Here is a 26,653-nt window from a genome sequence, read left to right on the forward strand (position 1 = left end):
CCCCTTGTTATTGATGTTGCCCCTCGGGCACTAAAACCTCAATGTAGTCTGGAAACTCTACAGCCTGCTGTAAATCATGATGAAACAGTACTCTTCCTTCCTGATCTGCAGATTGTTGCTTGAAACCGGCAAAGCGATAGCTGATATTCATCATTCGGTTCCTTCCGGTATCCCTGAAGTCCGCAAGCATCTGTTTGCCCTGCTTCTGAGCTTCACGCATGATATACGTTAGCAGTACACTCCCTGCTCCCCTGGACATCACTCTGCAAGACATTAGAAGCATGTTTAGCCGCCATACTTTCTGCTGCATGTGAATAAGTGCAAGCCCAATTTTGCCATACGTCCCGTATTTGTCTTCGAGTTCACACACCAATAACATATGGTCCTGCGAGGTCATCAGTTGGTGCAGCTCCTCGTAACTGTAGGTAATTCCCGTTGCATTTAGTTGATTGGTGCGAACGGTAAGTTCCTCTGCACGTTGAAGATCATCCTCAGTAGCCTCGTAGATGGAAAATTTCATGCCAAGCGTAGCCAGAAATTGTTCTGAAGGTCCCTCATACTGTTCCTCAGCCTGTTTACGGAGCGTATCCGCCTGATACATCTGCCTTCTGCACGCAGAGTCGGCTGTAATGAATCGAGGCATCAGCCTTGGGTCATCAAGCATGGTTTCATATTGATCCGCATGAAGTACCTGGATGTCAGCATGTACACTTTGCACTTCTTCCAGTTCAAAAGGTTGATCATCCACAAACAGAATGGCATCCATGCCGATATTAATGTTCTGCTGAATCCGCTGAACAGAGACGGATTTTGCATCCCAATGGATCTCGGGATACAGAAAATATTCGGCGATGCCCAGTTCGTTTAGTTTCGCCCAAGCCAACTCTGCATCATTTTTACTGGCAACAGAATGCAAAATACCTCGCTGGTCCAGTTTTTCAATCACCTCCTTTAAGCCCGGCTTCAGTTGTACATCTGCAGATTCAAGCAAAACTCCATCCCATATGGTGTGGTCCAGATCCCAAACGATACACTTGATATCCTTGAGCTTTTCCATGGTCATGCCACCCTTCATCATTAGTAGGCATAGAATCCTTGACCCGTCTTCCGCCCCCACTGTCCTGCATCAACCATTTTCTGCAACATCGGACAGCATCGGAATTTGGGGTCCTGATAGCTGTCGTACAATACTTTCAATGAATGCACTACCGTATCCAGACCAATCAGATCTGCCGTCTCCAGCGGCCCCATCTGATAATTGAAGCCCTTCTTCATAATGGCGTCCACCTGCTCGGGTGTAGCGATTCCATCCTGTACAATGTACGCCGCTTCATTCATTAACAAGTGCGAGAGGCGATTAGAGACAAACCCGGGCAGATCCTCTATGACAACTGGACTTTTATCAAGAGTTTCCAAAAACGCTACCATCTCATGTTCCGTACCCTGTGTTGTATGATGTCCTTTGATCACCTCCACCATGGATTTAACGGGAACCGGATTCATCAGATGCACCCCAATGACTCGACCTGGGTCAGGCAAAAATGAAGCGAGCTTTGTCACGGAAATACAGCTTGTATTTAGCGCAAATAAAGCATCCGGACGAACCTTGTGGTATAGTCGTGCGTAAACTTCCTTTTTCAACTCCAGGTTTTCGGTTACATTTTCAATAATGATACTTGCCTCTTCCACCCCTTCATCTTGTGTCTGGAACGAGATCCGTTCCTTGATCTGATCCAGGGGCACCTGACCGTACCCTTGCTTCAGAAAGCAAGCTGAACGATATTCACGACGTATAACATCAGGGGCGTGTTCGATAACCGACGCCGAAATATCCTGCAAAATTACACGATAACCAGCCCTCGCGACATCCAGTGCTGTGGCGCATCCCATCACCCCTGCGCCAATGATTGCAATGAGTCGATTATGCATACCTAATCACCTCCTTATTGAGCTACCATCAGATCAGCTCGTCGTAGATCTCTTTCATTTCTGCAAGTGCTGCAGGGACACGCTCACGGAACCAGGCAACATCTTGCATATCAAGCAGGATATTCGGATACATCCGCGAGAGCGTAGATACCAGAACACCGTGCTCAGCAAGCTTGCTATTTAACAAAATATCAAAAGACATCAATTCAAACGTATAATCAGCCGTATCCGTAAGCGGCTCCGTGCAGCAGTGATAAGAAGCACAGCCAGACGGCCCTTGAACAATTAAAGGCAGACCTACCTTCACTGCTTCCTGGCAGAGTATGTCATGCATCATCTCAGCGTGGCGGTTCATGCTGTGCATCGCCTGTCCTCCATTGCGTCCCAACATTTCCAGCGTAGCTTTTACAGCAGCTGTACCTAATGGATAGCCATTAAACGTACCCGCATGAATTACTTTTTTGTCTACAAGCAACTTCATGATATCCGCTCGGCCAACCAGGGCTGACACTGGAACTCCGCCACCCGCGATTGCCTTCCCAAGTGTAGTCAGATCAGGCGTTACACCGAATAACTGTTGGGCACCACCGAGACCCATACGGAATCCTGTTATAATCTCATCAAAAATGAGCACGACCTGGTACTGATCACATAACTGTCTGACTTTTTGCAGATAACTTGGAGCAGGCATGACTCCGCCTCCATTTACACAAACCGGCTCCATGATTACTGCTGCAATGTCGTCTCCATGCTGGCGAAATACTTCCTCCAGACGGGGTGCGTCATTCCATGGCAGGAGGTAGGATTGAGATTCCATGGCATCCCTTGCCCTCCCCTTTGTTCCTTTCATGTCACCAGGATAGTCTGAAGGTACAGGCAGACCTGTACGTGCAGTCTTGCCACCCATAATATTGTCCGCATTGCCATGATAATGGCCTTCAAAACGTACAAAGCGATTTTTACCTGTCCACGCCCGGGCAAGACGAAGTGCATTCTGGACAATCTCCGTGCCTGATAACCCAAAACGAATCATCTCTGCTGAGGGTACATATTGATGGATCAGTTCCAGAGCCTCTGCATCCAGATCGCAATGACTTACGGAAAGAACACGGTCAATGGTATCCTTCAGACACTCGTTATACTCCTCGTTGCCGTGGCCAACAATGAGGGCACCAAAGCGGGCATATAGATCCAAATACTCGTTGCCGTTCATGTCCGTCACTCTGCTTCGGGAAGCATGCTTGAAATGGAGCGGCGTCTCTTCCCAAGGAAGGTGAAAATTATAGTGCACACCTCCAGGTAGCCATTGTTTCACCCGCTGATTGTACTGCATCATCTCCGTGATCATCCCTTATCTCCTCCCCCATTTGTCTGGTTTACTGCTTCATATCGCTCCAGTAACCTGGACCGATCTTGCGGATCATCCAGCGAATAGGCTGCAGGCAAGGTCTTATTCTCAGCCAGCATATTTCTTACGCTCTGGCCTGGACCGATATCGATCCATACCGTCGCTCCCAGATTTTGAACACGTGCCAATGCCTGATTCCAACGAATGGGTTGCAAAAGCTGGCTGCTCAGCAGCTTAGGAATGTCCTCGGCTCCGCGAATGAACTCACCATGTACTGTAGAGCAGATGGGAAACACTGGTGCAGAGAAGGAAATCCCTGCAAGCATCTCTTCAAGCTCAGGCTGAATGAACTGCATCAACTCGCTATGATAAGGTGCATCTGCCTTCATTGGCATCATGCGAAAAGGAATGAATTCCCCACCGTAGCCATCCACCTGATCATCCAGCAGTTGAAGGCCCTTCGCAGTACCTGCGACGACAAACTGTCCCGGTGAATTATAACCGGAGATCGTCACATACTCGTTCTGACGAATATTCTCGACTAATTCTTCAAGCGCTTCTTGGGTTACATCAACGACAATACCCGCTCTTCCTTTTTGCTCCTGAATGGAGCGATGCATCAACGCACCACGCTGAGCTGTAAAACGGATTCCATCAGCAAATCGCAATGCTCCCGCCGCTACTAAAGCCGAAATCTCCCCTAAACTGTGACCTACTGTATAATCTGGAGTCATTCCAGTCCGGCGAACAAATGAGTCAAATAAAACGTAGCTTGCCGTCAGTACAGCAGGCTGAGCATATTCAGAGACCGTCAATTGATCCAGGGTCCCTTCCATAACCAGTGCCTTCAAATCAAATCCGATCACCTCGCTCGCTTCCGCAAAGATCTGATTCGCCTCCGGCTCACTGTCCAACAACTCGCTGCACATTCCGATATACTGGCTTCCCTGCCCGGGAAATAGCGCACAGAACGTCATACGCTACCGCCACGCTTGTAATAGGCTTTTAATCCGTAATGCGAGATCATCTCCTGCTGCATCTGAGAGGAACCTTCAATAATCTCCAGAATTTTGGCTTCCTTATACAGCCTGGCAACAGGATATTGGTTACTAATTCCGTTCGCACCATGAACCTGTAGCGCATCACTTGCAACTTCAACAGCAACTTTGGACGTAAAATATTTGGCGATCGTTGTCTCCATGGCGGCCTGCGGGTCCTTGGCTTCTCTCAGCTCGGCTGCCCGTAAACATAATGCTCGTGCTGCATGGACTTTTGTCACCGCATCTCCAATCATGCCGCGAATCAGCTGAAAATGACTCAGCTTCTGATCAAATTGCTTCCGCTTCCTTGAGTAAGTCACCATGGCATCCAGCGCTTCCTGCGCAATCGCCAGCCCTGCCCAGGCAATGCTATATCTGCCCTGGTCCAGCGCCCCGGTTACGATGTACTCAAAACCTTCATTCAGACGTCCAATAATGTGATTCTTTGGTACACGCACCTCATGGAGATCAATCTCAGCTATACCTGTCTCTCCCGCAACCATGACACCTTCGATAGGTTGGGTCTGTACCCCCTCAAACTGGCGTTCGACCCAAAAAGCAGTGCTTCGTCCCTGATTCGAGGCAATAATGATAAATACATCTGCCAGATGTCCAAACGTGATCCACTTCTTTTTTCCATTCAAAACATAACAGTCCGATTCTTCTCTCCACTCGGTCTTTACACTTTTGGCATCTGAACCAACTTCCGGTTCAGTCAGGCCAAAGGCAGCAATCCATTCTCCCTTCACCAACTTGGGCAGCCAGGACGATTTTTGCTCAGGCGTTCCGAAACGTACCAAAGTTTCACTTACAAGTGAAGTATGTACCGTTAACAAGCTGCGAACGGCTGGAAGAGCCTTGCCAAATACTTCAGTCAACAGCCCGTACGCCTTAGGGCCGAGACCCATGCCGCCATATTCAGCCGGGATCGAGGCAGCCAAGTAACCTTTTTCAGCCATGGCACGAATCAATGTTCTGGGAATGGCTTGCTGCTCTTGAATCTGTTGAGCATAAGGACGAATTTCACGGGCAGCAAACAATTCAGCTTCATGAATGATCTCTTGCTCTATATCCGCTTCAATCATTCGGCAACCCCCTCTTGAAGAAGAGATTCATTGAGATAAGCGGCGAATTCGGCAATTGTTTTGTATTCAAACAACGCAACCGGACTGATGTCAACTTGAAGATGCTTACGTGCACGATTAATGATCTTGAGCGCCTGCACAGATGAAACACCAATTTTCAAAAAATTCATCTCTTCATCGATGTCCTCTGGCTCCTGATTCAACGCTGCAGCAATCTCGCTTTTGAGAAAAAGCTCAATTTCTTCTTTTGTCATATCATGACCTCCGTTCCCTGATTCACATCTATCCAATGTACATACGGCTCGAATGGATGTGCTGGCAGATGTACAATCTGGCCAGAGCCATTCGGGTGTAACTGTTCCCAATCCAGCGCAGCACCACGTACATAAAGCTGTCCCAGCAATAAAGCAAGCTGATCCTCCATGGTAAGTGTCGGCTCGGCAGACAGGCGGATGAAGCTCTCCTTGCCACTGTATTCGAGCTGCTGCACTGTCTGATCTGCAGCAATTATAATTACAATGTCGGCGTTTGCCATCTTGCCAGGTGTTTCTTGCAGACTGTCTAACGTCACTCTGTTGTACACTGGAATGGATTGGCTTGCATGAGCGCTGTGATGTTCCTCGCCATCCAGATGTAAACTGGATACAAGTTCCTCACCTGTAGCTATTCCTCGAATCTCTTGAATGGAAGGGACCAGACGTACAAGTGTCTCAAGCAAAGTCACCCAGTAGTTCAAGGTTGATACGGTATCTTCATTAGAATCGTCTGGCCTGATTACCTTACGAGCTTGAGCCTCATCTTCTCCGCGAATCTCATGCCCCCCAACCACAATATTGACACGAGCAGCTCGGTTTCTAGGCTTGAAGCCAAATTCCATTTCTTCGATGTTCCACTCTCCGGTTGAACTGACAGCTACTGCTGCACGATACCGATAATGTTTTCTATATCTGTTCCGGGTAAAACAAAGATCCTCTAGTGCCAGGTCCGCATGTTTCTTCACATATTGCTCCGTGTTATCAATCAGCTTTTTTAAAGCCTGCTCTGATTTCGCAGAGAACGTTAACAACTGGCCGCGTGCCGGGGCATCTGCACGGACAGGGGCTTTCCATTCTTCCAGCACAATGTGGGCATTCGTACCTCCCAGGCCAAATGAACTGATGCCTGCCTTCCGTGTTTTTCCTTCAGGTACATCCCACGTTTTATGCTCGCTAACGATATAGAACGGCGATTGCTCCAGTCGGAGGGCCGGATTCGGATTATCCATATGCAGACTTGGTGCCAGTTCCCCATGCTGCATACTGAGAAGAACCTTGGCAAGACTGGCTCCACTGGAGGCTGCAAATAAATGGCCAATATTGGTTTTGACTGAACCTAATCCAATCGAATTATCGCTTGTATCTCCCTTTTCCCGGAACAGTCGGAGCAAGGCATTCACCTCAATTGGATCTCCAATCCTTGTCCCCGATCCATGTGCTTCAACATAAGAAATCTCGCTGGGGTTTAGGTTGGCGTCGCGATAAGCGGCACGGAGTACCTCATATTGCCCCTGAGGGTTGGGTGCCATAATGCCCAGGGAATATCCGTCGTTATTCACCGCTGTCCCGCGAATCACACCATAAACATGTTTATTGTTGCGAATTGCCTCTGTTAGCGGCTCCAGATATACAACAACAGCACCTTCTCCCAAGACTGAACCATCTGCTTCCCGGTCAAATACCTTCGTATGTTGAGTGGAAGAACAGATTCCAGCATTGCGTGATAGTTGATGAACATGCGGTGTAGCCAAAATGTTCGCTCCACCTACAACTGCCCCAGAGATACGCTTGTCCTGAATGGCCGCCACAGCTTGTGTCAGTGCTACCAGAAAAGAAGAACATGCTGTATCTATGGACAGTGCCGGCCCTGTAAAATTGTACATGTGTGAAATGGAGGCCGCTGCTATATTGGACATATTGCCTACCATAGCGTGAGAATGAACAGCCTTTCCAAGACTCCGGTTCATATAATCAATAACCAGATCGAAGTATGTGCTTGGGTTAATCCCTACATACACACCCACATCACGCTTATCCTCATGGTCCACGAGCATACCCGCATCCTCCAGCGCCTCATGAGCAACTTCCAGCAGCTTGCGATGCTGCGGATCCATAAATGCAGCTTGTTCAGACGGGATTTCGAAGAACTCATGATCAAACGTATCCGGTTGCTTCAGTTCCCCAATCCAGTCATCCCAACCGGGTTGCTTGGAACGTGTTGCACGCTCTAAGCTAACCCGGTCAACACTATCTAACCCGTTAACCAGATTGCTCCAGAACTGCTCTTGGGTGTCGGCATCAGGCAGACGCAGAGACAGTCCGGTAATAGCAATAGCACGATGTACATTCAGGTGATTATCTGTTGTTTCAGCTTGTTCAAAGTCTTTCGTGTCTGCTGGAAGTTCCTGCAGATATTCCACCATCTCACGTACTGTACTGCAAAAAACAAGTAGTTCTTGTCCTAATTCACGTCCCATATGTGCAGACAGCTTGTCAAGTAATTGATAAGAGAGAATGGAATTGCCTCCAAGTGCGAGAAAAGAAGTATCCATCTCAATCTTTCCTGCAGGCAATTGAAGAATTTCGGCCCAGGCTTTACGTACGGTATATTCCAAAGACGATGTGGAAACCGTCTCGTGTCCTTGCTGTTTTGTGTTTTCGCGAATCAGCTCTTCAATGGCCTCGATGTCCTTGGTAAATACTCCACGCTCATATTCGTTTCTCAGCATGAAGCGCTGAACCTTGCCACTCGTCGTTTTGGGAATAACCTTGATTGGGAGAACATGGGTGATCTCAATACCCAATCCAGCCCTCATACGTTGGATCAGATCCTGTCGTACCTCCAGAAACTGTGGAGCGCTCGATTTGTATTTAACAAATACAAGCAGCTCCTCTACTTGTTTGAGGCTGTTAAAGTGCCCGACTACCGTCAGATTCCCTCTCGGAATGCTGCTATTCTGGTACAAAATTTCTTCAAGATCATGCGCATAATGGTTCTGTCCCCGAATAAACACAATGTCCTTGATTCGTCCGCTTACAACCAGGGAGCCGTCAGCCATATAACCCAAGTCTCCAGTGCGAAGCCACCCATCCATATACATTTCACGATTGATCTCCGGAAGACTGTAGTATCCGGAGGTTACCGATTCCCCACGAATCTGGATTTCGCCAACAACCCGCTCATCCAGCACTTCACCCTGTTCATCCGCAATCCGGATTTGAATCCCTGTCATGGGATATCCTTCATGAACAAATTCGATCACATCCGAAGTATGGCTATCACTGCTAGGCAGCTGTACTGGCACAGCCAGTCCTTCCTGCACCAGCCGCGAACGCGAAATACGTTCAATTCGCGGCTCTTCCCCCAGTCTGGAGGTACATACACCTACTGTCGCTTCTGCCATGCCATACGCAGGAAACATCATATTGGAACGATAGCCACAAGAGCTGAATTTTTTGACAAATCGCTCGATAACAGACGTTGATATAGGCTCTGCACCATTCAAGGTCATACGCAGTGAAGACAGATCAAGCGTTGAGAGCTTGGAATCCGGGATCTTCTGAACCATCCATTCGAAACCGAAATTGGTACAGCAAAACCATTTTCCCTGATGCTCCGTAATCTTGCGCAAGAACAGATAAGGCGACCGTACAAAGGTATACGGTGACATCACCATGATGTTGGCTCCACTCAGGACGGGTGTCAGATGCTGTCCAAATATCCCCATATCATGCGTATGCGGCAACCAGGTAAACACATTATCTCCTTCTTCAGCTCCAAGAAAAGTCTTGCATGCAATACTGTTGGCGATAATATTGTGATTTGTTAACTGCACACCTTTGGGAATTCCAGTGCTTCCTGATGAGAATTGCAGGAACACAATGTCATCAGGAGAGGTTGGGCATAGATCAGCCATCTGCTGGCCTGCTTGAAGCTGGTTCACGCTAATCAACATAAGACCTTTGAATACCGGACTTTCCCCAAGCTGCTTATACTTGGGCATGTAGGCTTCCTCGACGATAACGACTGGACGCCCGAGTACCTCCCACACTTTCGTGAATTTCTCCAGACCGGCTGAGCCTGGTTCCCAGGCAGCCGGAGGACTAACCGGGGCAACAATAATGCCCCCCAGCATACAAGCCCAAAAGGTACGGTAAAATTCCTGTGACTGGTCAATTTCCAAAATAACAACCTGTCCTTGTTGAATGCCTTGCTCCTGAAGAGACTGCAGGTACTTGCGCGCCTGCATCAGTAATTCAGGATATGATTCAAACTGTTCGTCACCTGAAGAGCTGATATAGGTCATTCCCTTTTCTGGATGAGTATCTGCAATGTAGATTAGCATCTCAGCCACTGTTGAATAATGTTCTGGCACAATCAGCTCGGGTCCTCGCTGTATGGATTTACTGGACATGTTGCACCTCCATTGCCTCATTGTGAACTACCACTATCACATCGCTACCAAGCTTGTCATCAATCAGCTGTTTCATACGTTTGATGTCCAGACCAGTCTGACAGGCCAGATGTACGTACAGACACTCTTCGTCGTAGCGAATAACCCATTCGAATTGGGCGAGTCCCGAATTCGAATCTTGGTCATCCGACGACTGAGACGACATTGGGATCGCTTCGCTACTGGAGATGAAGCCTTGATAATTAAACAGAATCATCTGACGCAGCTCCTGTTCTGCTTGCCTGTAGGCAGTTCCCAATTGTTCCTGTATGCCATCATATTGTGCCGAGAGGGAAGAATCATGTGTAAGTGCCATAAAGTTAATGCTGTGTCGCTTCGTAAATTCCAGACGTTCCAACAGATCTTCCTGTGTGAATTCACTGTCTACCAGCACTGGAATCAGATCAAGGAATTCTCCCACATAATCATAGTAGGATTCTTCGCCATACTCCCTTCCGTAATGCACCAGGGCTATTGGCAATTGGCTTATGTTCAGATAAGCCGCAATAATGTTGGAAAAAGTTTCAAAGCATGTCCACCAAACATCTGCAGGCTCCTTCCCTGCAAGGGACAACTCGACAGTCATCGCTGAAGGCGACAATGTTTCTGTTTCCTTCAACTTGTTCATGACGATGGTGTTACATCTATTCCATGCCTGAAGCGAAAATTGTTTCTCCATTTCATCTTCTGATACCCCTATGGGGCCTTGAGACAGAAAACTTACATAATCCTCATAATTTCGTACTTGGTACAGAAGATCACTCTCGATCTCTATACCTTGCGGTCTATATAATGCCTTCGACTCAAGTTGCTGCTTGATGATCTGGGCACTCATACCATCAAACGCAAGGTGATCAAAACTCCAAATCAGCTTATGCTCTGCGGCTCCTGTACGCAAAATACACAGACGCCAAGGTAGTTCCTTCAACGTATACGTTTTGTGTAACAGAGACTGAACCAGTTTGTACTCCAACTGCTCAATCGTAGCCGAAGCATAATGACGAATATCAAGATATGGGATAAGCTGTTGCAGCATGTCCGCCGCTAACGACATATCACATGGATGCCAATACAATTGTTCTTCCTCATATATCATGCTGTGCAGCAACTGATGCCGGGATATAACCCCAAGAATCAGGTGTTTTACAGCTTGTTCATTCAATTCGCCTTCCAGCGTTGTTGTAAATCCGCTTGCTCGTGAAGTCGTAGAAGCATGTGCTTGTTGAATTGGAGATAGTGGGAATTGACCCATAGGGTTCATGCCTACCATAAAAGATGAAACCTGATTGCAGCTGTTTAAGACATGCAGGACCAGGCTGTCCAGTTGTTTCTCATGAAGTGTTATGTCCTGTGGTATGACTATCGGGGACTGAATATGCAGGCTATCTTCGGACCAAACTGACGCCGGAGGATTAATATCTACCAATTTGGCAAGTCCTCTAACTGTCGGATATTGGAATAATTCGTTCACATTGATGGCAATTCCTTCTTTTGCCAAAATTTGAGTGAACGCAATCGCTTTGAGCGAATGCCCCCCATTTTGAAAGAAGTGATCTTCCACACCAATGCCTGGATTACCCAGGATCTGTCGCATGGCGGCAAGAATGACATGCTCTGTTTTTGTTCGAGGTGAACTCACTTCCAGAGACCTCTGCTGCTCTTCAACCAAATGCTCGGACAATGCTCTTCGGTCCACTTTGCCATTGGCATTAATCGGAAGATGATCCATTCGAATAATGCGTGCAGGAACCATGTACTCTGGCAGTTGCTGGTGAAGTTCTCTTCGAATATACTCAGCATCTGCTCCAGTATTGCTTGTATAAAAAGCGGCAATGTATAGGCTTCCTAATGATTCTGTAGCTGTCATGACAAAGGCATCACGTACTCCCGAAAGACGCTCCATGCAATTGCCAATCTCCGACAACTCAATGCGAAAACCTCTAATCTTGACCTGGAAATCCGAACGTTCAATAAAAATCAGACTGCCGTCAGCCAGACGTTTGACGATGTCACCTGTCCGATACATTCGTTCTCCCTTGCGGAAGGGATCATCAAGAAAGTGTTTTCGGGTAAGATCCTCACGGTTAAGATATCCAATACCCACCGCATCCCCACTGATATACAGTTCACCTGGAACGTTGGATGGCACAGGCTTCAGCTCATCATCCAGAACATACAAAGCTGTGTTAGACAGGGGGTAACCTATGGGCAGTGAGCCAGTATAAGGCTCTGTTTGCTGTAATAAGTGGTAGGAGGCAAAAAAGGTTGCTTCCGTTGGCCCATATCCATTTAACAGCCTGCCCGGCCCCACGCATGCAAGCGCTTTGTTGGCATGACTCACCGATGCAGCTTCACCACCAAACATCACTCTACGCACATTCTTCAAGCAATCAGCATCCCAATCCACCAGCATATTAAACAAGGATGTCGGAATATAAAATACTGAAATCCGTTGCTGTCGGATGACATCGGCCAAACGAGCCATATCCAAAATGGTCTCTTTTGAGATTAATACAAGAGTAGCGCCATTTATTAATGAAGCAAAAATATCGAAAATGGAACCGTCAAACGCATAGTTAGAAATTTGCAGGATACGATCCTCTGGCACGACGGTGACAAAATTACTATTTTTCATAACTTTGGTCACATTGCGATGACTCATCACAGTCCCTTTTGGAGTTCCTGTTGACCCTGATGTATAAATGATATAAGCCGGGTCAAGAGAAGTCTTGTTCATATGTTCAACGGGCTCCTGCATGTCTCCTGAATCAAATGCTGCCAGTTCATCTGTCGGCACGATACAAGGAACTACAGATTGCCATGTGGAGGCATACGCCGTTTCAGTCAATAACACAGCCGAATCGCAATCTTGCAAAATAAATTCAATTCTCGATGGCGGCGAAGCCGGGTCGATCGGAACATAACTGCAACCCACTTGGAGTGTAGCAAGAATACTGACCATCTGGATCGGTCCACGGTCCAGAATGAGAGCAATACTGGAGCCTGATTTTACCCCTTGTCCAAGCAACCTGAATGCCAGCCACTGAACACGTTCATACAGATCCGCATAGCTCCATTCACCGTCTTCCCAGACCAATGCTGTCTTCTGTGCATGCACATGAACTTGTTCCTCGAATAATTGGGAAATGGTCGCATCTCGCGGATACTGGGCGGCATTATCGTTGACTCCGTACAGCAGCCATTCCTCTTCCTCCGGTGTAGTGAGCTTAATCTGAGCAATTCGTTCATTATGCCCTGTTGTGATCTGAGACAGGATATACCGGAATTTATCCAGCATCAGTTCCATGGACTCCGCTTTAAACAAATCTGAGCGATAGTCAAGTTCAACCGTGTAACATTGCTTATGCTCGACCAGTGTCCAAGTCAGATCAAATTTGGCATCCACCTTACCTTCGACCCATGGTTCAAGTATCAGTTCCCCGGCTTCAGGATCATCGGTCCCCATATTAATGTAATTTAGCACCACATCAAATAGGGGGTTGCGGCTTAAATCACCGAATAGACCAAGTTGTTCCACCAGTGCTTCATAAGGATAATGCTGATGCTCATAACAGGATAACAGCTTGCCTCGCATCTCATTCAAATACGTCTCTGTGGACCATTCTCTGTCCATGCTGGTGCGAATGGCAAGCATGTTCACGAACATACCCATAACGTTATCGAGCTCTGGCTTATCACGCCCCGCAACCGCTGTACCAACGACCAAGTCGTCTTGACCTGTATACTTCCAGATTAATAAATTCAAAGTTGCCATAAACAACATATAAGGTGTAAGCCCTTGTTGAGTACAGAAGTCATTGACCTGTGTGCTTAACGACTCACCGAGTTCAATGGAACGTCTGTCTCCGCTGTAGGATGACGCGCCATGTCTTGGGAAGTCTGTAAGCAATTCAACCGGTGCAGGCATGTCCTCGAATTCCCGTATCCAAAACTCGGCTTCTTCAACAGATTGTCCATGTGACGCAGCTTCATCACGCCATTCCGCATAATCCTTATACTGAATGTCAAGAGATTGCAATGTTTCTCCTCTGTACATGCGTGCAAAATCCTGCATCAGGATAGCAATGGAACTCTGATCCGAAATAATATGATGCATGTCGATGAATAAGATGTGTTCCTCTTGAGAAAGGCGAATGAGCTTAACACGAACCAATGGTGCGCTGGTCAGATCAAAAGGCTTGATCCATTCCATGACCTGTTCTAATCCTGCCGTTTCTAATTCCAGCAACTCCACCACGCTTGGAACCTGATCCTCCACAATTTGGAAGAGCTCACCATCAATCATTTCAAATCTGGTACGGAATGCTTCATGTCTCTCTACCAGTGCATTCATTATTAATCTGAATTGCGTAGGGTCAAGTTTTCCCCTTACCCTATAAGAGCTGGCGAGATTGTATGCCGTACTCTCACCTTTCATCCACTCATGCACCACATACATTCTTCGCTGTGCAGAAGTGGTCTTGTATTTCTCTTTCTTAGTTACAGGCAAGATTGGGTCCACTGAATCAGAGTCACTTGTAACCTGATGTTCAGCAATCCATTGAACCATGTGTTCAAATACAGAATGATCAAAAACCTCTTCCAGCCCCAAATTTAATCCAAACATTTCTTTAATCCTCGACGCCAAGGAAATCGCTTTTAATGAATGACCTCCAAGCTCAAAGAAATCATCTTCAAGGCCGACTGCTCCATTACCAAGCAACTCCTGCCACAATTGCGATAATACATGCCTTATCTCATCATCAGTCCGTTGAACCCTGACTTTCCCGGATGGAGATTGGTCTAATGCTGCGATAGAACCCGCTGCAACCTGCGACATACCTGCAAGCTGATACAACGCAACATCATGTTGATGAACAATGGGATCAAAGGAATACGTCGGCAGGGAGATTTTTTGCCTACGGCCCGTTCCGTTTAACTGTTCCCAATCCAACTCCATGCCAGAGCACCAGCAAAAAGCAAGTACTTTCATTAAATACACGTCTGCCTCAAGCAAGCTCTGACGATCTCCAGTAAGAGCAATGATGTTTGGCTCTGAAAATGAATCCGGGGCTATTTGTTCTGTATCCTGCAGCTGATTCGAAACGATCCACAGCGTATGCCCAGCAGATTCAGAAAGCGTCTTGCGATTTAGCAGCGTAAACAGGAAATTTGGAGATAACAGTGGTGCAATACTCGACGCAAGGTCTGTTACAGTTGCATCTGTCATCCTTCCTGTCAAAGCATCTGACAATGCTCCTTCTTCTAGTGACCAATGCTCCAGATTGTATAGAAGCCCCACGGCATGTACTGGATCAAGTGCATCACTAATAACCAACCCCACGAGTTCGCCAACGCCTTGTCCACAGACAGCATCTGGCTTGACACCAAGCTGCATCACGGTTTTATAAAGAGCATATTGCACAACAAAGCACTGCATGCGCTCAAGCCTTGAATCGATTAACGATCGCCCTATGCCTTGGCGGATGGCATACTGTTCCTTGGACTCAAAGAGGTTCAGTATCTCTTCAAAGTGCTGTTTGAATATCTCTGAGACCTGGCTGCGATACACAGAAGCATATAGTTCCCGAATCTTGCGCGCTTCCCAACTTGCATTTCCGCTGAGATAAAACATGACCTTAGGCTTCCCATTCATCACACTTGCCTGTGCCTCAAACTCTACAGACTGCTCGCTTGGCGGAATATAACCGTCTACAACGATTAGCGCTTTACGATGAACGAATCTGCTTCTTCCCTTCTGTAGCGTCCACGCAGCATTGGACAACTGCTCTGGCAATGTATGGATCGCCTGTAGAACCGAATCGTACGTGCGTTCCAGCGCAGATTCACTTTTGGCCGAGAAGGGCAGCAGAAGCAAGGATTCATAATTGGCTTGGCTCTCTTGGACGGGCGGTTGCTCCAGAATGACGTGAGCATTGGTCCCCCCGATCCCAAACGAACTGACACCTGCTCGCAGGATACGCTTCGCGTCTTCTAATGGCTGTGGCTCCCTGTTGATATAGAAGGGACTATGCTCCAGTTCCAACATCGGATTCGCACGATTCATGTGAATCTGTGGCGGAACCACCCGGTGGTAAAGCGTCAGTACGGTTTTAATAAAACCGGCGACGCCTGCTGCCGCATCAAGATGCCCAATATTGGCTTTCACAGAACCTAGAGCACAATAATTTCTACGATCTGTTCCCCATGACTGCCTGAGCGCTTCAATTTCAATCGGGTCCCCCAGTTTGGTTCCTGTTCCATGCGCCTCCAGATAGGAGATCTCTTTTGGAGACACTCCCGAACGATGCAGGGCTGATTGAATAACCTTGACCTGCCCGGCCACACTAGGTGCCGTATATCCAATTTTGTCCATGCCGTCATTATTAATCGCTGAACCTTTAATGACTGCATAGATATGATCTCCATCTCTCTGCGCGTCGCGGAGTGACTTGAGCACAACCATTCCGCATCCATTACCAGACACCGTACCAGATGCCTGCTCATCAAACGGTCTGCAATGACCATCCTTTGAATAAATCATGCCTTCATGCCAGTGATAACCTTCTTTGAGCGGATAGGAGATAGAGACACCTCCCGCAAGTGCCACATCACACTCCCCCCGAATCAGCGATTCAGCAGCTTGGTGGATAGCGACCAAAGAAGTCGAACATGCGGTCTGTACGGCCATACTCGGCCCTCTCAGATTTAATTTGTGAGATACTCGGGTAGTAATATAGTCCTTTTCATTTAAAGTCATGGCTTCAAAAGCATGTAGCAAATTACCGGAACGACCCAGAAATTGCACCATCCATGGTAAACTCAGTCCACTTCCGGCAAACAATCCTATAGATCCCTCATAACTGTAAGGATCACATCCGGCATGTTCAAGTGCCTCCCATGAGCACTGATGCAGCAGCCGTATTTGCGGATCCATCATGTTGGATTCCTGATGCGGATATTCGAAAAATCCGGAGTCAAAATACTCAGTATCTTGCAGTACACCTTTGGCCCGTACATAATCGGGATGTTTGAAGTCTTCCGGTCGTACACCCGCAGCGGTTAGATCCTCCTCATTCAGACGAGTGATACCATCCTTACCTGCCATTAGGTTATCCCAGAACTCCTCAATATTTCTTGAGCCGGGAAAATGCCCTGCCATGCCAATGACTGCGATATCCGACGAAGAAGAAATTCTGCTACTGTGTTCTGAAGCAAACGGGATACTCTGTTCCGGTCTGCTCTGCTCCACTTTGCTGTGTCCAACTGTGCTCATCACATACTCTTTTGGAGCCGTTGTCGGGTCCGGGTTCGTAACAGGATATCCAGCCAAAGCGATATGCCGGCTTTCCTCTTGCACCTGTTGTGTAACTATCGGCAGCATCTGCTCAGCCACCAGATGATCGACCAGTGATGCAATAGAGGAATGCTCAAACAATTGCACCAGCGGAACGCTTTTATCCAGATAGGCGTTCAGGCGATTATTGATCAGAATAAGCCCCAGCGAGTTGCCTCCGATGTCAAAAAAGTGATCATGGATATTAACCGTATCCAGATTCAATATTTCCTTCCACGTTGCAATGAGCATCTGCTCCAGGTCAACTTTTGCCCGCTCCATTCCTTGAATAGATGAGCCATAAACCAAAGCCGGATTAGCCTTCTCTCCCGTTTCAAAATCAGCCAGACGAAGGGCATTTCGATTCAGTTTGCCATTAGGCAGCACAGGCAGATTCTCCAGACGAATCAAGCGAGAAGGCATCATGTACTGTGGGAGCCGCTGCTTTAACCAGGTTCGAAGCTGTACGTCTTCATCTTCCATAACGGACGGTCCAATCCCAGGCTTCAGACTGTAGAAAAGGATTAATTGCAATGAATGTGGCTCGGCCCCTTCTACCTTAACGACAGCCTCCCTTACACGTTCATAATTCATCGCTGCCTGCTCAATCTCGTTCAGTTCAATCCGGTAGCCCCGAATCTTCACCTGCTGATCTAACCGTCCCATTAACTCAACATCCCCATCCGGCAGTATACGGGCCAGATCGCCAGTTCGGTACAAACGGCCTCCCAAAACATTGGGGTTTGCAATGAATCGGGCATCGGTCTCAGCAGCATTGTTCAGATAACCACGGGATAACCCTTTTCCTGCAATGCACAGCTCTCCATAACTTCCAGGTGGCAGTATTTCACCTTCATCATTCAGAATATAAATCTCTGTATTGGTAATGGGCTTGCCAATGGTAATCGCGGCTGTGTCATTCAATTCTTTGGTCGTTGACCAGATTGTAGTTTCCGTTGGTCCATACATGTTAAAGACTCGAGCGGGCGTAAGCCGTTTCAGATCGGTGAGGAGTCCCACAGGGACATTTTCCCCTCCGGTAAGAACACACCGCAGATTGCCCAGCGCTTGAGCGAATTCCGGATTTTCGACAAATGCCTTAATGCGTGAGACGGTGCTAAGAATGTGTGTAACACCATGTTCACGTATTCGACGTGAAGCAAGAGCCGGGTCAAGCTGCTCCTGCTCATTGGCCAGATACAGCGAATGTCCGGTGCATAATGGTGTCCACACTTCAAATCCGAAAATATCAAAAGATATGGTCGTTACACTGATGATGCGATCTGTCTCATGTGCAAAAATATGTCGGTGCTTAATGTCCTCAACAAAATTGACCATCGCCTCATGAGTAATCATGACCCCTTTGGGACGCCCTGTTGATCCTGAGGTAAAAATCACACAGGACAGGTCCGAAGACAGGAAGTTTACGTCCGGGTTAACGGATGAGCGCACATCCTGGGCAGTGGGATCATACACAAATCGCTCTCCGCTAAAAGTCACTGTGCCTTCTTCATCAGGCGTACACAGCAATACGTTCATTCGGCTATCTTCGATCATATTCACGATGCGCTGCGGCGGAAAAGCAGGGTCCAGAGGCACATAAGCCGCCCCAGCTTTCAGCACTGCCAATAGCATAATGATCAACGATTCATCTCGTCTGGATAATATGCCTACAGGTTCATCCCGGCGCACACCTTGATCAATCAGCTTCCAAGCCAGCGTATTAGCTTTTTCATTAAGCTCCCTGTAGGTAAAAGAGGCTCCGGATGATACAAGGAGAGCTTTCTTGTCTGGCGTGTGTTCTGCCTGCAGCTCGAACAGCCGATGCAGACCCACCGTAGGATTGTAATCCAGACGTGGACCAGCAAGACGATGGACTGGGTGCTCATGAGAACGTTCGTTTCTCTCAAACAGTTCACTCAGAGACAGATTGGGCTGTTGTACAACCTCTTGGCAGAGTCCGATAAACTCCTGCATCATACCTTCAACTGTGTCCTGGCGGAACAGATCCAGCGAGTATTCGATATATCCTTCAATCACCTGCTTCTCCCTGTTTTCTTGACAGGTCATTAACAGATCATAAGTAGACGTACCCGTCTCCACCGGAAAAGAACTGAATTGCAAGCCATGAAGTTCAAGTCCATGCAAATCCATGTTCTGATAATCAAAACAAACATCAAATACCGGATTTCGGTTCAACTCACGTGTCACGCCCAGTTGTGCCACAAGCTCATTAAACGGATACTCCTGATACGCAAAAGCATCCAGTGTATGTTGTTTAAGTTCGCGCAAAAAATCAGTGTACGTACGATCAAACGTTGGGAAATTCCGCATCGCAATCATATTGACAAACATGCCTACCGTCTCTTTCCACTCCTCTTGCATCCTTCCTGCAACAGGCGTTCCTACCACAATGTCCTGCTGATCTGAGCGGTGTGCAAGAAGAAGATTCCACACACTTAGCATTACCATATACATGGATGCTTCCGATGAGGAAGCCAGCTCGTGCAAGTTTTGTGTTAACGAACGATTCAACGTGAAATGAAGTCGTCCCCCTTGCATGGATCGCTGTGATGGACGCTCATGGTCAAGTGGAAGCTCCAGCACAGGTAAAGAAGGGCCAAGATGGTCCAGCCAGTACGTTTGATGTAAATTGTATTCATTTGAAGCGAGACGCTGCTGCTGCCATACCGCGTAATCTTTGTACTGCAATCGGGCTGCATGCTCTTTGCCAAAATATAAATCATTGAAGTCACGAGTAATGATTTCGACAGATGTACCATCCGCGATAATATGGTGAATATCAAAGAATAACAGGTGCTTGCGCTCGCCTATCTTAATCAGTTCAACCCGCATAAGCGGAGCACTCCCCAGATCAAAAGGACGAATCAATGTCTCGATCATCGCAGGCAACTCTTGCTCATCTGCCACATGCTGCTCTGCATAGCCCATACTTAAGCGAACTGAAGGTTGGATGATCTGAACGATCTGACCACCCTGTATCTCAAACGATGTTCTGAGCGCCTCATGATGCTGCATCAACTTCTGCAAAGCAGCCTCAACTCTTATACGGTCCAATTCACCTTCAATAATGGTTGCAGACGGTAGGTTGTATGCCGTATTGCCTGGATCAAGCATCGCCTGTGTGAACATACGCATCTGTGCAGAAGAGATTGGATAAGCGTCCATAGTGGGTGCAGATTGAATGGTCTGTTGGTCTACTTTTGGTTTCGCCATGACATAGAGATGCTCCGCCAGTTGAATAGGCGTTGAATGATTGAATACATCTGCTACCTCAGGCTGAATTCCTAAATGAGATCGGATCCATGCAGACAAGCTGACTGCTTTGAGAGAATCTCCTCCAACCGCAAAGAAATTAACCTCTTCATCTAGATCATCGATGCCAAAAATCGTTCGATATGCGTCCAGGACAATCTGTTTCAGTTGGTCTGAACCACCAGTATAAACTGTCCCTTTTATTAGAGTAGAGCCACTTCCCTTTCCCTGATCTGCATGCTGCCTATCATCCCCGGTATCCATTCCTGCCGCCGCTGATGAGCCAGAAAGAGAAACACTGACAGGATAGGATTGTTTGTTGAAAACATAAGTAGGCAGAGAGCATTTGCGTCGTACCGTCTGCCCTTTGAGCACCTTCCAGTCCGGTTCAATGCCTTCGCACCATAACTCCGCAAGTCTGCGGTTCACATAGATACTGTCCTGCTCCGTCTCCCTTACGTGACGTAGCATATTCAGTACCGTCTGGGAATCTCTTGATAGACTGTGCTGTCTAGCAAAGGAGCTTAGCGTTCGTCCTGCACCTACTTCAATTAATACAGCCCGCTCATCCTTCAACACTTCAGCCAGGTTTGATTCAAACAACACCGGCTGTAAAATATGACGGGACCAATAGTCAGGTTGTGTGATTTCATCTCCAAGCGCCCATGTTCCACTGGTGTTGGACAGTAAAGGGATCTGTGGCGTATGAAGTGAATGCTCTGCTAAATAACGTCTAAATTCCTCAGCGGCCTGATTCATCATTGGCGTATGGAATGCATGGGAAGTCTTCACACGAATGCACTTCCAGCCCAGTCCTTCAGCCTTGGCTTCCATCCGTGAAATGGCTTCAGCTGTCCCACCAATCACACTGGAACCTGTAGTATTCACCAGGGCAAGCCACATGTCTTCCTCCAGTTGTGACTTCACCTGCTGTGCATCCGCCATAATGGCAAGCATAACCCCGGGTTGTTGTTGTTGCATCAGACGTCCGCGAAGTCGAACTAACTTGACAGCATCTCCGAGTTCGAACACACCCGCTACCGCTGCAGCAGCCAATTCACCAATGCTGTGTCCGATCATGCCATCTGGCTTGATGCCCAGATCCAGCAGCGACTTGGCCAGCGCATAACTTGTCATGAACAGTGCGAATTGGCTGTACTCCGTCTGGTTTATTCGCTCAGGCTGCTGATCCCCGTATACAACGGAAAGCATATCTTCTCGTTCTTCCGCGGGCAAAAGGTCCAATATTTCCTGAATATAACTTCTGAAGATTGGAGCCAGGCCTGCTTGCTCTGTAGATCTGTATAGTTCTGCACCCATTCCCTGATACTGACTGCCCTGTCCGGGGAACATAAAGTATACGGGACGAGTGCCTTGAGCCGAATGGTATACGCGTGCTTTTCCCAGCTGCTGTATCAGCTTGTCCGGATTATCCTTCCATGTCTTATCCAGAATGAGTGCCTTACGATACGCAAAAACAGATCTACCTGACTGCAAGGTCCACGCTGCGTTCGATACAGATTGATTCGACTGCTGAGTCAGATGTTCCATAATCCGTTCAGCGGTGCGGTTCAGCGAGTACTCTGTTTTGGCGGAAAAAAGCAATATATTTACGTCATCATCCGGACTGCACTTCTCCATCTCGGGAGCCTCCTCCAATACCATGTGAGCATTCGTGCCCCCCACACCAAATGAATTGATTCCTGCGCGCATGACTCCAACATTGCCCTGTTTCCAGTCCACCCCTTGTGCATTAACTTTAAAAGGCGTATTCAAAAAATCAATTTTGGGATTAGGCTGCTCATAATTCGCTGTTCCAGGGATATAACCTTGTCCAAGACTGAGCGCTACCTTGATTAAACCAACCACACCTGCGGCTGTATCCATATGTCCCACATTGCCTTTAACCGAACCCAGATAGCAAAATTGCTTTTGGTCGGAAGCAAAGGCCCGAGTTAACGAGTTTACTTCAATTGGATCACCAAGCAACGTTCCCGTACCATGTGCTTCGATATAACTCACCGTTTCCGGGTCTACTCCGGCTACCTTATAAGCATCCTGAATGACTTCAGCCTGTCCGCTTACGCTAGGAGCAAGAAAACTGAGTTTTTCTTGTCCGTCATTGTTAATTGCTGAGCCTTTGATGACCCCGTAGATATGATCTCCATCCCGCAGAGCATCGGTTACCCGCTTCAGCACCACAATTCCCATACCATTGGAGAAGACGGTTCCACTGGCTGCCGCATCAAATGGACGACAGTGTCCATCTGTGGAGAACATCATGCCATCCTCAAATATGTAACCCCCTTCATTGGGCAACTCCACGGTAATTCCACCAGCCACGGCCACATCACATTCTCCAACGATCAAAGATTGACATGCCAGATGAGGTGTAACCAATGAAGTAGAACATCCCGTCAGAGCGGTATAGGCCGGCCCTTTTAAGTTCAGCTTATAAGCCATTCGGGTAGCGAGAAAATGATTGGTGCTGAGGGTGAATGCTTCGTATTTACTGCTATAGTTAGCATCGTTAAAAAGCACTTGACGGTACCATTCGAAGTCATCGGACCCGCCAAGGAACACACCCACCTTACCCGCTTCATCCGGTCTGCAGCCCGCATCCTCCAGCGCTTCCCATATTCCCTGATACAGAAGTCTGAATTGGGGAGACATCATTTTAGCTTCACCGGGAGTATAGTCAAAGAACCCTGCGTCAAACTCATCGATGCCGTTGGCACGTCCTTTTGCCTTGACATAACGAGGTGAACGCAGCAACGCTTCCTCGACACCAAGCTCCCTCAATTCATCATCACTATAAAAGTGAATGCTTTCCCGCCGTTCAACAAGGTTACTCCAGAACTCCCTTATATCCTCAGCACCCGGCACATTCACCGCCATGCCCACAATTGCAATGTCCTCACGCATAATGCCGTCTTTTCGTTGAAACAATTGTTCCCTTTCAGTCGGTATCCGAACTCCCTCATCTTTCGGACCCAGTGCGGCAAATTGACGCAATGTCGGGCATTCGAAAAAACGAGGCACAGGGAACTCCACATCGGTATAATGCTTTAGTTTATTGTGAGCCTGAATGACAGAAAATGAATTTCCGCCCAATTCAAAGAAATGGTCATCGCGCCCTACTCTCTCAACACCGAGCACTTCGGCCCACACTTCGGCTATAATCCTCTCAAGCTCAGAAGACGGAGCGGTATAGAACGTACTGGAAGCGTGAGCATGCGTGATATCTGCCATAAGTGCCTTCCGGTCAATCTTCCCACTGCTATTCAATGGAAATTCGGATTTATGTACAAAAACGGATGGTATCATATATGCCGGTAACAAACGAGACAGATGCTCTCTCAATTCGACAGAAGGCAGCTCCTGCTCTGACAGATAGTAGGCATACAGCAAGCCGGACCTACCTTCAAATGATTTCATGACTACCACGGTCTGGATGACACCCGGATAGGATGACAGGGTATTCTCAATTTCGCCTGTCTCCAGTCTGGCTCCCTGAATTTTAACCTGAAAATCAATGCGTCCCAGATATTCGATCGTACCGCTTGGGAGTGAACGTACCAGATCCCCTGTGCGGTACATGTATCTGAAATGCTCTGCGTCCTGTCCTTCTTGAAAGAAAGGATTAGGGACAAACTTCTCTCGGGTCATCTGTTCCAGATTCAGATATCCACGTGCAAGTCCAACACCGCTAAGACAAAGCTCCCCTGGAATACCTAACGGCTGAAGCGCATCATGATTTCCGACGACATACCATCTGGACTCATTGAGCGGGTAGCCAATCGGTACATTGCCCAAGCCTTCGTAATGGCTTAATGGATAATGAGAAACCCATATGGTGCATTCGGTTGGACCATATACATTTTCAAGACTTGCTCCAATGCCTAACCTGTTAAATTTCTCAATGATGTCTGGCGTGACTGCCTCTCCGCCAACAAACATCCATTTCAGCGTTTCCAATGCTGACAGATCGGAGCGAAGCTCCATCGTTTCCAGAAAAAGACGGAATAACGTTGGAACAAAGTTGATGTGTGTAACCTTATGTGATGCCACCGTAGACACAATACGAGCAGGGTCTTTTTCTGCTCCAGGCTCAAGAATACTTAGTGTGCCTTCACCCATGAACCAGCCAAAAAGTTCCGTGGCGGACACATCAAAGGTATATGCCGTTTTCAGCAAGTAAACATCCTGCGCCTGCATTGGAAAACGACGCTCCAGATCAAGCAGTGTATTGACTACGCTATGATTTTCAACCATGACTCCTTTTGGCTTGCCTGTTGATCCGGACGTGTACATGATATAGGCCAGGCTATGCGGATTCAGCGCCTCTTCGAGATTTGAGACATCCCCCGTATAGGCCTGATCGCCCTCAACGTAGATGTACTGGACATCCAGAGTCTCGTCATCTTTTTCGGGCTGCATAGCCAGCACTATGGATATGTCTGCATCCGATATAATATAGTCCTTTCTGGACAAAGGATAGGAAGGGTCTACAGGTACAAAAGCACATCCGGCTTTTAATACAGCCAATAGGGCAATGACCATATCCGAGGAACGTGGCATCTGCACGCCAACTGCCGCGTTATCACTTTTTTTACTCGCAACGATCTGCCTAGCCAATTGATTCGCTTTTGCGTTGACCTGCGCATAGGTCTGATGCTGCTTGCCTTCCATTAGAGCTACCCGCTCCGGGAAACGTGCTACTTTATCGTGAAATATATCCATAATATGTTGTGGAGTGTAGGGAAAATAAGAAGTTTGATTGAATCGGTACAGTAGGTTTTCTTTCTCATCCTGCATCAGGAGGCTGAACTCCCTGATTTTTTGCTCAGAATTGGTTACTAGTTGATTCAGCAAATATAGAAATCGTTGGCCCATTCGCTCCATTGAATCTTCACGGAACAAGCTCGGTTTATATTGCAGCTTCAACTGAGCACCTTGCGGTAAACGGCTTAACACCACCATCAGATCTCCTGGGAACGTAACCTTATCCTGATCCAGAATACGAGTTCCGAGCATATCTTCCTCATAGGAATCATAAACAAAGGAGATATCAAACAACGATGGTGATCCGGGTTGAGCCTGTAACATGCTGTCTCTGACAATGAGGTTATTGGGATATCCGATGTTCCTGTACGTATCCATCCAGGTTGTGGCTACTTGTTGCAGCAGAGGTTTTAGAGTTGATTCGAGGTCAATATGGAATCGCATAGGCAACATATGGACAAAACATCCAATCGTTTCTTCCAAGTCCATACCGGGACGATGAGAATATGGGGAGGCAAAGGTGATATCGTCTGTACCGACATATTTACTCATAAGAATGCCAAAGGCACCCATAAAGAACATAAAAACGGTTACTTCATTATCTTTGGACATCTGTGTAATATCAGCCATTAACGATTCCGAAATATCAAATCGCAGTTCATGACCAATCCCTTCTTGTACAGAACCTGCTGGAAAGTCGTGCTTTAGAGAAAGAGGTTCCGCTCCCTTCATTTTGTTTAACCAGTATTCCCGCTCTTTGGAGTACTTGTTTTCGCGCAGTTTCTTGTTCTCTGCCTCAACATAAGAGATGAATCCTTCATCCAAATTGACATCCACAGGCTGATCTTCAAGAAGACACGTATATGACTGGATAAGTTTGTTTTTCATCAGTTCAAGCGACAAGCCATCACATATTAAATGATGAATACATAAGGTCAGAATATATCGGCTTTTATCCATCTGAACAATCATTATACGGAACAGAGGACCTTTCTCCAGATCAAAAGGTGTCCCGATGCATTCATCCACCAATGCTTCTAACTGTTGTTCCTTTGGATTCTCCTGATTCTCGCTACTTAGGTCCCACAAGGTAAGTGAATAATCCATATCTTCATGAACGGATAACACGGGTACATCATTTTGAATCTCAATCCGAGTACGCAGCACCACTTGCTCATACATAAGCAATTCGATGGCCCGGCGAAATATCTCCATTTGAAGATGATCAAATTGCATTGAAGCTGAGATGTTATACGAAGTGGGATCATTCACCTGACAATCAAAATAGATTCCCTTTTGTGTTTCGGAAAGTTCAACGGTTTTTTGTACCATCACGACCACACCTCATCGTTTAATTGAGATTCA

8 protein-coding genes are annotated in these 26,653 nt (G+C 47.3%); all 8 read right to left on the reverse strand.

The features are described from left to right. Positions 1 to 7: 7 nt before the first annotated feature. Genes MHI48_RS22075 through MHI48_RS22110 form a run of 8 tightly spaced genes read right to left on the reverse strand, consistent with a single transcriptional unit; the run spans position 8 to position 26,620 of the window. The gene (locus MHI48_RS22075) at positions 8 to 1,057 is read right to left on the reverse strand and encodes an HAD family hydrolase (RefSeq protein WP_076328243.1); all 1,050 of its coding nucleotides are present in this window, start codon (positions 1,055 to 1,057) and stop codon (positions 8 to 10) included. A gap of 20 nt (positions 1,058 to 1,077) precedes the next feature. Next, positions 1,078 to 1,929, reverse strand: a complete 852-nt coding sequence (locus MHI48_RS22080; protein WP_076328137.1) for a 3-hydroxyacyl-CoA dehydrogenase family protein — start codon at positions 1,927 to 1,929, stop codon at positions 1,078 to 1,080. Between the two features lie 28 nt (positions 1,930 to 1,957). Then, positions 1,958 to 3,277, reverse strand: coding sequence for an aspartate aminotransferase family protein (locus MHI48_RS22085; protein WP_076328138.1), 1,320 nt, complete (start codon positions 3,275 to 3,277; stop codon positions 1,958 to 1,960). After that, the gene (locus MHI48_RS22090) at positions 3,274 to 4,254 is read right to left on the reverse strand and encodes an ACP S-malonyltransferase (protein WP_076328139.1); all 981 of its coding nucleotides are present in this window, start codon (positions 4,252 to 4,254) and stop codon (positions 3,274 to 3,276) included. The genes MHI48_RS22085 and MHI48_RS22090 overlap by 4 nt, the downstream gene beginning before the upstream one ends. Then, the gene (locus MHI48_RS22095) at positions 4,251 to 5,402 is read right to left on the reverse strand and encodes an acyl-CoA dehydrogenase family protein (protein ID WP_076328140.1); all 1,152 of its coding nucleotides are present in this window, start codon (positions 5,400 to 5,402) and stop codon (positions 4,251 to 4,253) included. The genes MHI48_RS22090 and MHI48_RS22095 overlap by 4 nt, the downstream gene beginning before the upstream one ends. Further along, positions 5,399 to 5,656 (reverse strand): acyl carrier protein, encoded by a 258-nt coding sequence (locus tag MHI48_RS22100; RefSeq protein ID WP_036668520.1) that lies wholly within the window; start codon positions 5,654 to 5,656, stop codon positions 5,399 to 5,401. The genes MHI48_RS22095 and MHI48_RS22100 overlap by 4 nt, the downstream gene beginning before the upstream one ends. After that, a complete protein-coding gene (locus MHI48_RS22105) occupies positions 5,653 to 9,852 on the reverse strand; it encodes a beta-ketoacyl synthase N-terminal-like domain-containing protein (RefSeq protein ID WP_405141753.1) in 4,200 nt (1,399 codons plus the stop codon). The genes MHI48_RS22100 and MHI48_RS22105 overlap by 4 nt, the downstream gene beginning before the upstream one ends. Next, entirely contained in the window at positions 9,842 to 26,620 is a 16,779-nt protein-coding gene (locus tag MHI48_RS22110; RefSeq protein ID WP_405144701.1) for an amino acid adenylation domain-containing protein, read from the reverse strand. Before MHI48_RS22110 ends, MHI48_RS22105 begins: the two co-directional genes overlap by 11 nt. Positions 26,621 to 26,653 lie beyond the last annotated feature (33 nt).

It is taken from the genome of Paenibacillus sp. FSL H7-0942 (genome assembly GCF_045040715.1).
Taxonomy (GTDB): domain Bacteria; phylum Bacillota; class Bacilli; order Paenibacillales; family Paenibacillaceae; genus Paenibacillus; species Paenibacillus amylolyticus.

What these genes read in the sequence shown, in the direction of transcription:
- MHI48_RS22090 (WP_076328139.1), bottom strand. Translation starts at nt 4,254, where the DNA reads ATGACGTTCTGTGCGCTATTTCCCGGGCAGGGAAGCCAGTATATCGGA.
- MHI48_RS22110 (WP_405144701.1), bottom strand. Translation starts at nt 26,620, where the DNA reads ATGGTACAAAAAACCGTTGAACTTTCCGAAACACAAAAGGGAATCTAT.
- MHI48_RS22095 (WP_076328140.1), bottom strand. Translation starts at nt 5,402, where the DNA reads ATGATTGAAGCGGATATAGAGCAAGAGATCATTCATGAAGCTGAATTG.
- MHI48_RS22075 (WP_076328243.1), bottom strand. Translation starts at nt 1,057, where the DNA reads ATGGAAAAGCTCAAGGATATCAAGTGTATCGTTTGGGATCTGGACCAC.
- MHI48_RS22105 (WP_405141753.1), bottom strand. Translation starts at nt 9,852, where the DNA reads ATGTCCAGTAAATCCATACAGCGAGGACCCGAGCTGATTGTGCCAGAA.
- MHI48_RS22085 (WP_076328138.1), bottom strand. Translation starts at nt 3,277, where the DNA reads ATGATCACGGAGATGATGCAGTACAATCAGCGGGTGAAACAATGGCTA.
- MHI48_RS22080 (WP_076328137.1), bottom strand. Translation starts at nt 1,929, where the DNA reads ATGCATAATCGACTCATTGCAATCATTGGCGCAGGGGTGATGGGATGC.
- MHI48_RS22100 (WP_036668520.1), bottom strand. Translation starts at nt 5,656, where the DNA reads ATGACAAAAGAAGAAATTGAGCTTTTTCTCAAAAGCGAGATTGCTGCA.